We start from the raw sequence: 14,102 nt of genomic DNA on the forward strand, positions 1-14,102 counted from the left end.
AATTTCTCCAGTCAGCTAAGGTTGATAATTTCGTAATAAGGTTTAGGAGTAGTGATGGTTGTTAATTTTTGTTTTATGGAGATAAGAATTTCTCTGTTTGGGAGATAGTGTTTTAAATCAGTAATAGGGAGTTGGCCGGTAGTTACTTTCTTGTTTGATATAGGGTAAACAAAATCAACCACGTGATCCTCCTTGACCATGAATTCGATGATGTTTTTATGCACTCTTCATTCTAAAGAGGTGTTCAAAACTAAATCTGCAATTGAATTTATTGTATTTAATTCCTAGTGGTTCTTATGATGAAGCAACCGGCAAATTTAGGTTGCAGAATAATAAATGGCTGTAATCAGAATAACGGTTTGAAAAAAAAACTCAATAGTGGTGTTAATTTTGTCAAAAATGCTATGAAAGTAATATTCCTTCATAAACAAAGGTGGCAGGTCCAGTTAGGCGGATTGAACCATTAATCTCAGGCCAATCAATGACTAAATCACCCCCCGGGAGCGTTACGGTAATCTGATTAGCGAGATGGTGGTATAAATGACCAATTGCAGCCGCAGCAACTGCGCCACTACCACATGCCTGTGTTTCACCACAACCTCGTTCATAGACGCGTAGTTTGATTTGATTTTTATTAATTATTTGCATAAACCCAGTATTCGTTTGTTCGGGAAAGCGTGGATGGAGGCTGATTTGTCGACCTAAAACGTCAACCGGAGCTGTGTTTACATCCGACACTAATAATACCGCGTGTGGATTGCCTACACTGATGGCATGAAGAGACACGGTTTTACCCCTATTCAGTTCGAGAGTATATTCTGGTAATTGCTTTTCAGCTACGAGAGGAATATTGGTCGGAGCCAGTTTAGGAATACCCATATCGACACTGACGCTGTTATCTCCATTAATGTATAAATCCATCTGCGTGGTTTTAGTGGCAACAGTTAACTTATTTTTGGTGGTTAAGCCGTAATGCTTGGCAAATAATGCTAAGCAGCGTGCTCCATTCCCGCATTGCCCCACTTCCTGGCCATCTGCATTGAAGATACGGTAAGTAAAATCGACACTGTCTTTCTTGCTGCGCTCAATGAGTAAGCACTGGTCAAAACCGACACCGGTGTTACGCTGAGCCAGAAGAGCTATTCTTTCCGGGGTGAGGCTTATTTCTTGATTAATGCCATCAATAACCATGAAGTCATTACCTAGGCCATGCATTTTTGTAAATCGTATATTCATCATTTGCTCTCTGCTTCCTTAGTGGTCTTTGTCTGGGCAGTTTTTCCAGGTGAAGGAAGATATAAAGGGCCTTTTTGACCGCAGGAGGATAAGAATAAAAAAGTCGCGCAGGCAAGAAAAACGAAGCAAACAGATTTCATTAAGAATAGCCAGTGGTTAAAATTTAATTATATGAAATTTAACTTGGAAAAAGCAATTCAATGCTCTTGTTGGGATTAAATAACATCAGGTTACTCCCTTTTACATTATGCAGTGGAGCGAGCAAGCAAGCAAAAAAAAGGAGAAGCCTGATGGCTAGCGAAACATTATATTGGGGTTGCTATTCTCATCAACCTGCATTTCCTCAGAGGGTAAGTCTGTCTCCCGTGTGTCTCGCAATAAGCCTATAGATTGATGCATGCTTTTAGTAAGGCGGTAATGGGATTGTGGACCAATGTAAAACAATTCTTTGCATTGTATTGTTTCACCTTTCTTATTGGTTTCGCTCCAGTTAAGTTTATAAACCAGTACATCAGGGATTAAACTTTCTCCACTGTAGATTGGTTTTACATAAATATGAATTTTGTCCGTGTCCTTGTTTAAGAGCTTGTGTCTTACAAATAATTCTATTGCTTCAAGGGTATTGTAATTGGCTTCAGCTGTAGACGGTACCACAGGAATGATTTCTTTTTCCGGATCTTCAGGGGTAGCCTCCAGGAAGTCAATTAAACAACTGGTAACAATATGAGCCCAATGTTTCGACCGACTCTCAGCGCTGCTATTAATGGTTGCTCCATGTGCTCTAAATACATTTGCAGCACTTTCTCTCATTAAGGCGAGTAGTGATTCCCTTTTGGTTCCTGAGCGTCCAAGAATAGATTCTCGAGTTGGAGTAAATTGTACTGGTTGAGCTCTGTCAAATACTAATTTAGGAAGCGCGCTAGTAATGCGTGCTTGTGACGCTTTTCGGACATCAATCCGATCTTTTCCGGAGACTTTACCGTAAGGTGTCACAGGCTTAAAGAGCCTATAGGCATTATCTATTTCACAAACAGGTCTCACTTTGGTTTTACCAGGAGTTCGCATGAGATGGGGATAACCTTTTTCGGGAGTCGCTGGAGATAAGGGTACGCCGACTCTGACTCCCGTCGCTTCGAGTTTGGTTTCTAACTCAGGATTCTTAACTGTACTTGCAAAAATGAATGGATTGATGCCATCATCTTCTCTATACTCTTGAGCCACTCTTTTCGTCGTCGATATATCCTTATCTTCCTCTTCTTGATATTTTCTTTTGCCTTTACGTGCGGGTTGCTCCCGACTTAAGGTTGCGGCATCGCTTAAATTATCAAAGCTGACTCTTTTTATAGAGCTTAACGTGGACAGGAAAAAAAACCTGGTTACATGTTCTCTTTGTTGTTGTTCAAATCTGGAAATTAATATGTTCCATTGAGCTCGCGAAATAGATAGACTCTCCAAGTTCATCTTTTTAAAAATACTGCGTTGTTGAAAAGCAGTAATTTTTAATGTGGCGCCCGTTTGGGTCTTTTGAAGTTCAAAGAGTATCCGTTCTTTTGCATCAGTGGATAAAGTCATTTGAGTCAGGGAAGAAAAAGCGGTCTGTATTTGTATGACAGGTACTCCGCTGTGGGTGGAAAGTGCTTTAATAAAGGCAACACGTTTTAATTCATCAGGTTCTTGCGTAAAATCCGTACTTAATCTCAGCCATTCGGTGCTGTTAAGTTCGGTTAAACAATCTAGTAGCGCAAGGTTTTTAATGATTTCTTCTAGCATGGGTAACGACTCACACAACTGTGGGGGGGCATTATACTCTCAAATGCTTAGGCAAATAAACAAGAACTGCCTATTATCAGTGTTAATGTTCTGTTTTAAAACCAAGTAAAGCTGAAAAAAGAGGCAAAGCAGGGTGCTTCCCTTTTATTTAATCATTATGATGATAAAAATTTACTGAATGTTTAGATACTAAACTTGCACTGCTCTCTCGCATTGGCGATAATTTGTTATTTTTGTGGAGACCTAGCTTTGAGCGTTTATATAAAAGAGCCGCAAGAGCAGGCACAAACATGTGTTATTTGGATGCATGGATTAGGTGCTGATGCTTCTGATATGGTCGGTTTAGCCGATCAATTGATGGTTCACGATGTGGCTTTACGACATGTATTTATTGATGCCCCTTCGCGTCCTGTCACCTTGAATGGTGGCATGGTCATGCCCGCATGGTATGACATTCTGGGAATGGAATTAGTAGACCGGGAAGATAAACAGGGAATAGAGCAATCGGAAGCACTGATTCGCGAAGTGATGGAGTCACAATTAAATGATGGCTTTGAACTGGAGCAGATTGTTTTAGCGGGATTTTCGCAAGGAGGAGCTATGGCTATTCATACCGCTCTTCATACGCGGGGACGATTGGGTGGGGTTATTGCTTTATCGGGTTATTTGCCGCTGGCAGCGCACACTAATCCCGTCCTGGATCCACAAACGCCATTTTTTATGGGCGCAGGACAATTTGACCCTCTTGTTTTGCCCAAGTGGACTCAGCAGAGCCGGGATTGGTTGTTAGACAAAGGATACGGCTCGTTATCTTATCACCAGTATCCCATGGAACATTCCATTTGTTTTGAAGAAATCAAGGACCTTAGTCTTTGGCTTAGTACTCAGGTTCAAGGAGTTTTGTAATGACCATAGTAAGAAGATCACGAACAGTTACTTATTCATGTGAGCAAATGTATGGTTTAGTGAATGAGGTAGAACATTATGCAGAATTTTTACCTTATTGCTCTGAAAGTAAGGTTCATCATAGAAATGAAGATGAAGTTCAGGCTACTTTAGTTATTGGAGCTGCTGGAATGTGTAAATCTTTTACTACCCGCAATCTGCTACAGGCGAATAAAATGATCGAAATTCGCCTGGTTGATGGTCCTTTTAGTCATTTAGAAGGATTCTGGCGTTTTGATGAAGTGGAAGGCGGATGTAGGATTTCTTTTGACCTCGAATTTGAGTTTGCCGGGAAAATATTTTCTATGTTGCTGGGGCCTGTATTTGATCAGGTAACAGATAAAATGGTTGATGCCTTTTGCGATAGAGCTATGACAGTATATGGTAAAAATTGAATTAGTCTATGTGCCCAAGGATGGAGCCACGTTACACCTTTCGATGGATTTAAAACAAGGCGCGACAGTTGCTGATGCATTAATTAAATCAGGAGTATACGATTTATATCCTGAAACCAAAGGGCTTTCTGTCGGTATTTACGCAAGGCAAGTATCTTTGGATGCTGTCCTCAAAGAAGGGGATAGAGTGGAGATATACCGACCTCTGGCTTTAGATCCTAAAGAGAAACGACGTCAGAGAGCCCGTTTAAATAAATAATCCTGAAAAAGGCCATTCAAGCAGAGCAATAGGGCTGTTTCTGAGGATAAAGAATCGAACAGTCCCTGAGAAAGGGCCGATCAATTGGCCAAACTTATCAAGCAATTTGGCAATCACTTAAGATTTATTCTCTCATATATTAATTGACTATGATTAACGCTATGATAAAGAATATTCACCACTGGTCATTGAAATAATGGATTTATTTCTGATAGGTTTCGTGTTGGTTTTTTTTGGATTAAGCTTTGGTTTGATTGCTTTTTTTGATTTTTTATTACGGAGTGATAAATGAGCTTCTATCTGATTGGTGGAGTAGTTACTCTATTTTTGGGAATTTATTTGTTACTGGTTTTATTTAAGCCTGAGTGGTTCTGATTGCATAAACAACAAGGACGTTATAATGACTGAAATGGGTATTTTCCAGCTTGTAACATATTTCGTTGTTCTTCTTGCTCTAGTGAAACCATTGGGACGGTACATGGCTTGCGTTTATGAAGGCAAGGACTGTGGAGTGGATTGGCTTTTGGGCCCCATCGAGCGCGTTCTTTACCGCTGTTGCGGCATCCAGACAAATCAAGAGATGGATTGGAAACGCTATTTGTCAGCGATGTTACTTTTTAATGTTGTTGGTTTTCTCGTTGTTTACATCGTACAGCGTTTGCAATTTTATCTCCCCTTAAATCCGCAATCTTTTTCTGGTGTTTCTCCTGAACTTGCTTTTAATACTGCCGTAAGCTTTACGACGAATACCAATTGGCAATCTTATAGTGGCGAAACTACTATGAGTTATTTTACCCAGATGGCAGCGCTGACGGTGCAAAACTTTCTTTCTGCTGCAACGGGCATGTCGTTACTTATCGCTTTGATTCGAGGAATAGTAAAACATGAAAGTACTCATTTAGGTAATTTTTGGGTCGATACAGTACGAGGCATACTCTATATTTTACTTCCACTCTCCCTCCTGTTAGCAATTATTTTAACATCGCAAGGCGTCATTCAAAACTTTAAACCCAACCAAAAGGTAAGCGTGCTGCAGGAGAGTAGTTATCAACAAATAAAACTCGATGCATCAGGCCAGGCTATTAAAGACAGCAATGGGAGCCCAATGGTCGAGTTAAAACAGATAACGGAGCAAACCATCCCTATGGGCCCTGTGGCCTCTCAGGTTGCTATTAAACAATTAGGTACTAATGGGGGTGGTTTTTTTAATAGTAACTCCGCCCATCCCTTTGAAAATCCTAATCCCTTAACCAATTTCCTGGAAATGCTCGCGATACTGCTTATTCCTGCGGCTTTTTGCCACACTTTTGGATTAATGGTTAAAAAAAGGCGTCAGGGATGGGCAATTCTTATTGCTATGTTAATTATTTTAACTCCCTTCTCCTTGCTTACCGTCGCGGCAGAGCTTAAAGGAAATCCTGAATTTAACTCCATGGGGATAGACCAAACGGTAACCTATAATTTGGCGCCTGGTGGGAATATGGAAGGAAAAGAGACTCGTTTTGGTATTATTGATTCAGCGCTTTGGGCCACAATAACTACAGCAGCTTCTAACGGATCGGTCAATGCGATGCATGATTCTTTTACTCCTTTAGGCGGTTTTGTGCCTTTATTTATGATGCATTTAAATGAGGTGATATTTGGAGGAGTCGGCTCTGGTTTATACGGTATGTTGATGTTTGTTATTGTCACGGTCTTTGTTGCTGGACTCATGGTGGGTAGAACCCCTGAATATCTAGGGAAGAAAATTGAGCCTTTTGAAATGAAGATGGCTGCTGTGACCGTTTTAATCATGCCTCTAATGGTTCTTATTTTAACGGCGATCGCCTGCATCACTAATGCTGGCACTGATTCACTTGGCAATCCCGGAGCCCATGGATTTACTGAAATGCTTTATGCATTTACTTCAATGGGAAATAATAACGGCAGTGCTTTTGCAGGATTAAACGCCAATACTCCTTTTTATAATATATCAGGGGGCTTGGCGATGCTTATTTCCCGTTATTGGATTGCCATTCCTGCCCTAGCTGTTGCCGGCTCTCTGGCTCGGAAAAAAAGAATTCCCACCAGTTTGGGGACTTTACAAACCTATACCCCTTTGTTTATTACCCTTTTGGTTAGTGTGATTCTTATTGTGGGGGCTCTTTCATTTATTCCTGCGCTGGCGTTGGGGCCTATCATTGAACATCTGATGCTTTGGGGGAAGAATGGCTACTAAACTCTCATTATGGGATTTGGGCATCATAAAAACGGCTATAGGTGACTCCTTTTTAAAACTATCTCCTCGTCATCAAATTAAAAATCCGGTGATGTTTACAGTATATATAGGTTCTCTCTTAACAACGGCACTCTTCATTCAAGCTTTAACTATGGAGGGAGAAGCTCCGGCAGAATTTATTTTAGCTATTGCTCTTTGGCTCTGGTTTACTTTAATTTTTGCCAATTTTGCTGAAGCAATGGCTGAAGGGCGGGGTAAAGCACAAGCTCAATCCTTGCGTAAAGCGCGACGTGAAATTCAGGCAAAAAAATTGGCGAATCCTGCCAAGCGGGCCAAATTTACCCTCGTCCAATCCGCGTTTTTACGTGTAGGAGATATTGTATTGGTTGAAACAGGGGATTTTATTCCCAGTGATGGGGAGGTAATTGAAGGGATAGCCTCCGTTAATGAAAGCGCCGTTACTGGCGAAAGTGCTCCGGTCATTCGTGAGAGTGGAGGGGACAGAAGTGCGGTAACAGGCGGTACCCAAGTCATTTCAGATTGGCTCATTATTCGAATTACTTCTAATCCTGGTGATACTTTCTTAGATAAAATGATCAGTTTGGTAGAGGGGGCAAAGAGGCAAAAAACACCTAATGAACTTGCTCTTACTATTCTTCTTGCCGCTCTTACCTTGGTCTTTTTACTGGTTTGCGCTACTTTGCTGCCTTTTTCTATTTACAGCGTTGGAGCGATGGGCTCGGGACGTGTCGTAACTATTACTGTATTGGTTGCTTTATTTGTTTGTTTAGCGCCAACCACCATTGGAGGACTCTTATCGGCTATTGGTATTGCTGGTATGGATAGAATGATTCAAGCGAATGTGATTGCTTTATCAGGGCGAGCAGTTGAAGCTGCTGGTGATGTGGATGTTTTATTGCTGGATAAAACAGGAACTATTACGTTAGGGAATCGTCAAGCTACAGAATTTATTCCTGCTGAGGGGATCACTATCAGCGAATTAGCTGATGCAGCTCAACTGGCATCTTTAGCTGACGAAACACCCGAGGGGCGAAGTATTGTCATTTTAGCTAAAGAAAAATATGGACTTCGTGCGCGTGAAATTCACAAATTGGATGCAACGTTTATTCCTTTTTCTGCTGAAACCAGAATGAGTGGCGCCAATTTAGCGGGGCGACAAATACGCAAAGGCTCATGCGATGCAATAGCAGAATATATTAAGGAACGGGGGGGAGTACTTCCTGACTCTGCGCAAAAAAGCGTAGAGCAAATTTCTCGTAAGGGTGGAACGGCTCTGGTTGTTGTAGAAGAAACCAAGGTCTTAGGAGTGATTCATCTCAAAGACATCGTAAAAGGGGGAATACGAGAGCGTTTTGCCCAATTACGGCAAATGGGTATTAAAACCATTATGGTTACTGGAGATAATCCATTGACGGCAGCAGCGATTGCGGCAGAAGCAGGGATTGATGATTTCCTTGCCAATGCCAAACCCGAGGATAAACTTAAGCTCATTCGTACGCTTCAAGAAGAGGGGCATTTGGTCGCAATGACCGGGGATGGCACTAATGATGCACCTGCGCTTGCTCAGGCCGACGTTGCGGTGGCTATGAATACCGGCACTCAAGCGGCTAAAGAAGCGGGTAATTTGGTGGATTTGGACTCTAATCCAACAAAACTTATTGAAGTTGTTGAGATAGGTAAACAATTATTAATAACTCGTGGTGCACTGACCACTTTTAGTATTGCAAATGATATTGCCAAGTATTTTGCTATTTTGCCAGCCGCCTTTGCAACGACCTATCCCTTATTAAACGTATTAAATATTATGCATCTTGCAACCCCTGAAAGCGCTATTTTATCGGCAGTAATTTTTAATGCCTTAATCATTATTTTTCTTATTCCCTTTGCTTTGCACGGCGTTAAATACCGTAGTCTATCTGCTTCGCGCTTATTACGTTCTAATGTTTTAGTTTACGGATTAGGAGGACTTATTATTCCTTTTATCGGAATAAAGGCAATCGATCTGCTGTTAGTGGGGCTGGGTTTATATTCGTAAGGAGAGTAGGGCTTGGACAGGTTTCAGTTGACAAGGAGTGACTTAAAAACAGCATTAAGACTGTTCTTTTGCTTAACGCTGATAACGGGGGTTATTTATCCATTGGCAGTAACCGGCTTTGCTCAGGTTTTTTTTCCAAGTCAGGCGAATGGAAGTCTCCTCAAACAAGGCGATAAAGTCATTGGCTCTCAATTAATTGGCCAATTATTCACTGATGCTGGGTATTTTTGGGGCAGGCCTTCAGCTGCCAGTCTTTTTCCTTATAATGGCGCAAGCTCCTCAGGTTCCAATCTGGGGCCTTCCAATCCAGTTTTGCTTCATTTAATCAAGGAACGGGTTGACGTTTTTCATCAATTTGATTTGGATAAAAAAACACCCATTCCTGTTGATTTAGTGACGGCTTCAGCCAGTGGGTTGGATCCAGAAATCAGCCCTTTGGCTGCCTATTATCAGGTTCCAAGAATTGCAAAAACTCGTCATGTTGCTGAAAAAGATCTTAACCATTTAATAACGCAACACCTTGTCACGCGTACTTTAGGTGTTTGGGGGGAGCCCCGGGTGAATGTTTTGCAGTTAAATTTGGCTCTTGATCAATTAGAGACGCACCATGATTGAATCTCGTCCCGATCCTGAAAAAATTTTACAGCGTGTGCACGATGAAGAGCGCAAAGAGCGCCAAGGTAAGCTCAAAATTTATTTGGGCGCTGCTCCCGGCGTTGGTAAAACTTATGAGATGTTGCGTGATGCTATTGATGAGCGTAATAAAGGTCTGGATGTAATAATCGGGGTGGCAGAGTCGCACGGGCGTGAAGAAATTAAACGGATGATGATGAATTTCGAAGAATTGCCCCGCCAGGTTATTCATTATCATGACAATAAACTGTTTGATTTTGATATAGATGCTGCTTTGAAACGAAATCCCGGTTTAATTCTTCTGGATGAAATGGCCCATACCAATGCTCCGGGACAACGGCATACCAAGCGTTGGCAAGACATTAAAGAATTACTCGATCGCGGTATTAATGTTTATACAACGCTTAATGTGCAGCATATTGAAAGCCTAAATGATGATGTAACCCAAATTATCCAGGCGCCCGTAAAAGAGACAGTCCCTGATTTTATGATTGACCGCGCTGATACTATTGAGTTGGTAGACATTCCTCCAGAAGAGCTTTTGAAACGCTTGCATGAAGGGAAAATTTATATCGCTCAACAAGCCGAACTGGCTGTGGAGCATTTTTTTCGTATTGGGAATTTGATTGCTCTTAGGGCTTTAGCCCTTCGTATCACCGCAGAGCGAGTCGGAGCCCAAGTATTATCTTATCGCCATGATAAGCACATCACTCAAATCTGGCCAACCAAAGAAAAAATATTAGTTTGTGTCGGCCCAGGTGCGGAATCCTTAAAACTGATTCGGGCGGCACGAAGGATGGCCACCAGTTTACATGCTGAATGGGTCGCTATTTATGTTGAGACCTCTCGCTCTAGATCGTCAGAGCAATGTAAAAATAATGCGATTCAAAATTTACGCTTTGCTCAGCAAATGGGGGCTGATACTCATTTTTTATCGGGGCCAGATATTGTTACCGAAGTGATGAGCTTTGCTCGAGAACATAATGTTACCCAAATTATGGTCTGGAAAACGATTCGCACTCGCCCCAGAGATTTATTTTTTCGTCATTTAGCCGATGAAATAGTTCGTTATAGTGGTGAAATAGATGTATACATTATGACCGGAGTTCAGGAAAAGACTAAAGGGATTAAAATTAAAAAAGTCCCGCTAGAAGCAAAAATATCTTGGTCTACCTATGCGGCTGCGACAGGTATAATTGTTGTTGCCACCGCAATAAATTATCTTTTGTATCCCTATTTACCCAAGATTAATTTAATTATGGTGTACTTGTTAAGTATCATCATTGTGGCTCTCTACGGTCAGCCAGGACCTTCTCTTTTAGCTTCTGTATTAAGTGTATTGGGATTTGATTTTTTCTTTGTTTCTCCGCAATACAGTTTTACGGTCAACGATCTTGGTTATCTCTTTACTTTTATATTAATGTTTTTTGTATCTATGGTGGTGAGTAATTTAACCCTTCTTACGCGTCGACAAGCTGATGCAGCACGATTTTCTGGGCAACAAGCGTCTGCTTTGTATAAACTAACTCGTCAATTAGCGAGTACTCGCGGTACGGATAAATTAATGGAAACGGGGCTGAGATTTATTTCCCAACAATTTGAAAGTAAGGCCGTGGCGTTTTTAGCTGAAAATGGCCATTTGATTTTTCATGACAAGCTTGATGTTGACGAATCATTAAGTATAAAAGAGCAAAGTATTGCCCAGTGGGTTTATGATTTGGGACAACCTGCTGGAATAGGGACTCCCAACTTACCTTTTGCTAAGGGTCTGTATCTTCCCTTAGTCGGTTCAGAAAATCCTATTGGCGTTCTGCGCCTTACTCCTTTAAAGATAAAACGATTATTAACGCCTGAGCAAATGCATTTATTAGAGGCGTGTACTAATCATCTTGCATTAGCTATTGAAGTAGATAGAACGCATGAGCAAAAAGGAAAATCAGCATTGTCTCGGGATAAAAACTATATGGATAATGCATTATTGCGCTCCATTGCACATCAGCTGCGTGCGCCTTTGGCTGTCATTATGGTCGCAGCAAACAGTCAAATAGAATTGGCACGTGACTTACGCCCTAATAAGATTAGATCTTTGGGGAGAGAGATTTATTTTGAATCAGAGCAATTAAACCGTTTAATTAATAATTTTTTGCAAATTACTTATCTTGAGTCGAGAGCCGCAACGGTACATAAACAACTTCATTCATTAAGCGATACACTCAAAACAGTACTGGAACTGTTTCGTTTAAAACTTGGAAACAGACGGGTTAAAATTAATATGCCGGAGAATCTACCGCGGTTTTACTATGATAATGCTTTAATTCAGGATGTATTTATCAACTTGTTTGATAATGTAATTCAACTTACCCCTCCAAGCTATCCGTTGGAGATTTCAGTCGTTCGGAACGACGAGATGGTTGAGGTGAGCGTAGAAGATCAGGGGGCTGGCATCATGCCTGATGAAATAACAAAACTATTTGAAAAATTTTATCGTGGCCGGATGATCACCACTGAACGTGGTTTAGGCTTGGGACTGACAATTTGTCATCGAATTATTAAAGCACACGGCGGAACTATTTGGGCTGAAAACCGAAAAGAAGGGGGAGCTGCTTTTCGTTTTACTTTGCCATTAAAAGTATAAAAAACAATTAGTAAACTGATTTTGTTCTTGCTCAAATGATTTTATTGAAATCACATCTGATTATAAATTAACATGTCGGTTCTTTTTTATTAACCATAAGGTAGCAATAATGAAATTTGAACAAATCGATGCAGCCCTCAATAAAGCAGGATTCCAATTAGTAAAAGATGGAATAGGATTTGGAGTTGCAGAAGGATGGCCTTCCTATCTATACCAAAAAGGGATTTCCGAGCGTGTTTTTCAAACTATTCAGGTAGCAGTTTCACCAAAAGATGCAAATATCGTACACCTATGCTTTAGTCTCAATGTCCCAGTGAGTGTTCGTGATTTAATTTATGCTATTACCAACGAGGAAAATGTGGAAAATGGCATGAAAGCTGATATTAGATAAATTTATGGCTCTGTGGTTATTGATGCAAACGTAGTTTGTAATTTCAGTCTACGTTTGCTTAATTCAAAGACATATTATTAACTTATTGCCAAAGAAATGAAGCAAAAGATAATAAATAGGCCTCATGTCTTCTTAATCAATCGCGCTAATCCCCTTAATAGAACATAGCCGGCAAGACCAGAAGCCATAATGACGGGAGCATAAGTCAATGGATCTCGTATCGCCTTAAAATTAGCCGTTCCATTTCTTATTTCAATGTATCCTACAGGCTTAGCAAAAAAACCACCGCCTCCTCCTTCACCACTATCATTTGCTCTTGTGCCAACTCCTCCGCCTAACCCATAAACGATTTTAGCAACAGGAATCACTGTCACATCCTCTTTTACTATAGGGTCGGAAAAAATAATTTTGCTGTTGAATGCGCTAGTTAATGCATTGGCAATGTGATCCATATTCGTTAAATTAGCTTTAATTGTCATAAAAACCTCGTCCATTAAGTTTATCATTATTATAGCTGTTATCTATCAGCAGGCAGAGGCTGGCTTTTTAGCAATACCGGGATGGATAAAATAGGAATCTGGTGCTTGATGGGATGGCTTTTACTCGTTTTATCTCATCAGACTCTGTGGAGTTCCCAAAAATTGCGCCATTAGGGGTTTCTTCCGATCAGGCTAACTCATTAATAATGCACTATGAGTCAACCTGATGAAACATTCTTTTAGTTAAGGTTTATGCTCTACGCGTGCTAAAGACCCTCTGACAAAATATAAACTGGCATGGCGGATTTCCATAGGTCCACTTCCTCGGCGCCAGGTATATGCATAATCCCAGCGATCGTTATTAAATGTGGGGCTTATGATGCTAGTGCCCATTAAAATGGCCGCGTCTTCTTTACTCATGCCTATTTTTAAACGCGCAACTTTTTCTTGAGTCAACAAGTTACCTTGCTGAGTTATGCGTCTCGAGAAATCATAAGAGACACATTGAGTTAAGGTTAATGTGATGATGATACTAAAAATAAAGGTAATTACTCGCATTTTTTTGCCTACAGTGAAAAATTTCGCCATAATAACATGCCATTTATTGAAAGACACCTGCAAGTAGGTCAAATTCATTTCTGTTAAGGAGCACCAGTGGAAGAAAGTAAGCAATTAAAAGATGCCGGATTAAAAATTACTTTGCCACGATTGAAGGTACTGCAAATTCTGGAGCAATCCCGCAATCATCATTTAAGCGCAGAGGGTGTTTATAAAGCATTACTCGAAACTGGTGAAGATGTAGGCTTGGCAACAGTTTATCGAGTACTGACCCAATTTGAAGCGGCAGGATTAGTTGCGCGCCATAATTTCGAAGGAGGACACTCAGTATTCGAATTGAGTCAAGGCGAGCATCATGACCATTTGGTTTGTGTCAAATGTGGGCGCGTTGAAGAGTTTGTAGATGAAGTAATCGAGTTAAGACAAAAAGTGATTGCAGAGCATGCCAATTTTAAAATGACCGATCATGCACTTAATATTTATGGGATTTGCCCCAATTGCGTTTAACTTGTTTGGTAAAGCGAGAT

The 14,102-nt window shown here is 40.8% G+C and carries 16 protein-coding genes; 10 read left to right on the forward strand and 6 right to left on the reverse strand.

Annotated elements, in window-relative coordinates; genetic code table 11:
* Positions 1 to 11: 11 nt before the first annotated feature.
* The 4 genes from LOX96_RS03865 to LOX96_RS03880 all read right to left on the reverse strand — a co-directional run bounded on the left by LOX96_RS03865 (position 12) and on the right by LOX96_RS03880 (position 3,006).
* The gene (locus tag LOX96_RS03865) at positions 12 to 182 is read right to left on the reverse strand and encodes a hypothetical protein (protein WP_250419631.1); all 171 of its coding nucleotides are present in this window, start codon (positions 180 to 182) and stop codon (positions 12 to 14) included.
* 220 nt (positions 183 to 402) lie between these two features.
* Positions 403 to 1,236, reverse strand: a complete 834-nt coding sequence (gene dapF, locus LOX96_RS03870; protein WP_250419775.1) for a diaminopimelate epimerase — start codon at positions 1,234 to 1,236, stop codon at positions 403 to 405.
* The gene (lptM, locus tag LOX96_RS17610) at positions 1,236 to 1,376 is read right to left on the reverse strand and encodes an LPS translocon maturation chaperone LptM (protein ID WP_348645815.1); all 141 of its coding nucleotides are present in this window, start codon (positions 1,374 to 1,376) and stop codon (positions 1,236 to 1,238) included. The genes dapF and lptM overlap by 1 nt, the downstream gene beginning before the upstream one ends.
* A 154-nt stretch (positions 1,377 to 1,530) precedes the next feature.
* Positions 1,531 to 3,006: a hypothetical protein gene (locus LOX96_RS03880; RefSeq protein ID WP_250419628.1), complete on the reverse strand. Its 1,476-nt coding sequence runs from the start codon at positions 3,004 to 3,006 to the stop codon at positions 1,531 to 1,533.
* A gap of 261 nt (positions 3,007 to 3,267) precedes the next feature.
* Between LOX96_RS03880 and LOX96_RS03885 the strand changes: the two genes are divergently transcribed.
* From LOX96_RS03885 to LOX96_RS03920, 9 genes are all read left to right on the forward strand, one after another.
* Positions 3,268 to 3,912, forward strand: a complete 645-nt coding sequence (locus tag LOX96_RS03885) for an alpha/beta hydrolase (RefSeq protein ID WP_431606623.1) — start codon at positions 3,268 to 3,270, stop codon at positions 3,910 to 3,912.
* Positions 3,912 to 4,346 carry a type II toxin-antitoxin system RatA family toxin gene (locus LOX96_RS03890; RefSeq protein ID WP_250419626.1) on the forward strand — a complete coding sequence of 145 codons (435 nt, stop codon included), beginning with the start codon at positions 3,912 to 3,914 and terminating at the stop codon, positions 4,344 to 4,346. The genes LOX96_RS03885 and LOX96_RS03890 overlap by 1 nt, the downstream gene beginning before the upstream one ends.
* A complete protein-coding gene (locus LOX96_RS03895) occupies positions 4,333 to 4,605 on the forward strand; it encodes an RnfH family protein (RefSeq protein WP_250419624.1) in 273 nt (90 codons plus the stop codon). Before LOX96_RS03890 ends, LOX96_RS03895 begins: the two co-directional genes overlap by 14 nt.
* Positions 4,606 to 4,893: 288 nt before the next feature.
* Entirely contained in the window at positions 4,894 to 4,980 is an 87-nt protein-coding gene (gene kdpF / locus LOX96_RS17680) for a K(+)-transporting ATPase subunit F (RefSeq protein ID WP_431606622.1), read from the forward strand.
* A 25-nt stretch (positions 4,981 to 5,005) separates the two neighbouring features.
* Positions 5,006 to 6,823: a potassium-transporting ATPase subunit KdpA gene (kdpA, locus tag LOX96_RS03900; RefSeq protein ID WP_250419621.1), complete on the forward strand. Its 1,818-nt coding sequence runs from the start codon at positions 5,006 to 5,008 to the stop codon at positions 6,821 to 6,823.
* Positions 6,813 to 8,879 (forward strand): potassium-transporting ATPase subunit KdpB, encoded by a 2,067-nt coding sequence (kdpB, locus tag LOX96_RS03905; protein ID WP_250419617.1) that lies wholly within the window; start codon positions 6,813 to 6,815, stop codon positions 8,877 to 8,879. Before kdpA ends, kdpB begins: the two co-directional genes overlap by 11 nt.
* 12 nt (positions 8,880 to 8,891) lie before the next feature.
* Entirely contained in the window at positions 8,892 to 9,494 is a 603-nt protein-coding gene (kdpC, locus tag LOX96_RS03910; protein ID WP_250419614.1) for a potassium-transporting ATPase subunit KdpC, read from the forward strand.
* Positions 9,487 to 12,147: a sensor histidine kinase gene (locus tag LOX96_RS03915; RefSeq protein ID WP_250419611.1), complete on the forward strand. Its 2,661-nt coding sequence runs from the start codon at positions 9,487 to 9,489 to the stop codon at positions 12,145 to 12,147. Before kdpC ends, LOX96_RS03915 begins: the two co-directional genes overlap by 8 nt.
* Positions 12,148 to 12,256: 109 nt before the next feature.
* On the forward strand, positions 12,257 to 12,538 hold the full coding sequence (locus tag LOX96_RS03920) for a hypothetical protein (protein ID WP_250419609.1): 282 nt from the start codon (positions 12,257 to 12,259) through the stop codon (positions 12,536 to 12,538).
* 122 nt (positions 12,539 to 12,660) lie between these two features.
* Here the strand turns inward: LOX96_RS03920 and LOX96_RS03925 are convergent, their stop codons facing one another.
* Together LOX96_RS03925 and LOX96_RS03930 are read right to left on the reverse strand one after the other, a co-directional pair.
* Positions 12,661 to 13,017: a spore germination protein GerW family protein gene (locus LOX96_RS03925; RefSeq protein ID WP_250419606.1), complete on the reverse strand. Its 357-nt coding sequence runs from the start codon at positions 13,015 to 13,017 to the stop codon at positions 12,661 to 12,663.
* A 243-nt stretch (positions 13,018 to 13,260) separates the two neighbouring features.
* Positions 13,261 to 13,605 (reverse strand): outer membrane protein assembly factor BamE, encoded by a 345-nt coding sequence (locus LOX96_RS03930; protein ID WP_250419603.1) that lies wholly within the window; start codon positions 13,603 to 13,605, stop codon positions 13,261 to 13,263.
* A 66-nt stretch (positions 13,606 to 13,671) separates the two neighbouring features.
* Between LOX96_RS03930 and fur the strand changes: the two genes are divergently transcribed.
* On the forward strand, positions 13,672 to 14,082 hold the full coding sequence (gene fur / locus LOX96_RS03935) for a ferric iron uptake transcriptional regulator (protein ID WP_250419599.1): 411 nt from the start codon (positions 13,672 to 13,674) through the stop codon (positions 14,080 to 14,082).
* Positions 14,083 to 14,102: the final 20 nt, after the last annotated feature.

The organism is Legionella maioricensis (assembly GCF_023618015.1).
GTDB lineage: Bacteria > Pseudomonadota > Gammaproteobacteria > Legionellales > Legionellaceae > Legionella > Legionella maioricensis.

Bases quoted from the DNA above. Each gene is read 5' to 3' on its own strand.
- LOX96_RS03915 (WP_250419611.1), top strand. From the start codon at position 9,487: ATGATTGAATCTCGTCCCGATCCTGAAAAAATTTTACAGCGTGTGCAC.
- LOX96_RS03880 (WP_250419628.1), bottom strand. From the start codon at position 3,006: ATGCTAGAAGAAATCATTAAAAACCTTGCGCTACTAGATTGTTTAACC.
- kdpA (WP_250419621.1), top strand. From the start codon at position 5,006: ATGACTGAAATGGGTATTTTCCAGCTTGTAACATATTTCGTTGTTCTT.
- dapF (WP_250419775.1), bottom strand. From the start codon at position 1,236: ATGAATATACGATTTACAAAAATGCATGGCCTAGGTAATGACTTCATG.
- kdpF (WP_431606622.1), top strand. From the start codon at position 4,894: ATGAGCTTCTATCTGATTGGTGGAGTAGTTACTCTATTTTTGGGAATT.
- LOX96_RS03930 (WP_250419603.1), bottom strand. From the start codon at position 13,605: ATGGCGAAATTTTTCACTGTAGGCAAAAAAATGCGAGTAATTACCTTT.
- LOX96_RS03895 (WP_250419624.1), top strand. From the start codon at position 4,333: ATGGTAAAAATTGAATTAGTCTATGTGCCCAAGGATGGAGCCACGTTA.
- lptM (WP_348645815.1), bottom strand. From the start codon at position 1,376: ATGAAATCTGTTTGCTTCGTTTTTCTTGCCTGCGCGACTTTTTTATTC.
- LOX96_RS03890 (WP_250419626.1), top strand. From the start codon at position 3,912: ATGACCATAGTAAGAAGATCACGAACAGTTACTTATTCATGTGAGCAA.
- kdpB (WP_250419617.1), top strand. From the start codon at position 6,813: ATGGCTACTAAACTCTCATTATGGGATTTGGGCATCATAAAAACGGCT.
- LOX96_RS03920 (WP_250419609.1), top strand. From the start codon at position 12,257: ATGAAATTTGAACAAATCGATGCAGCCCTCAATAAAGCAGGATTCCAA.
- LOX96_RS03925 (WP_250419606.1), bottom strand. From the start codon at position 13,017: ATGACAATTAAAGCTAATTTAACGAATATGGATCACATTGCCAATGCA.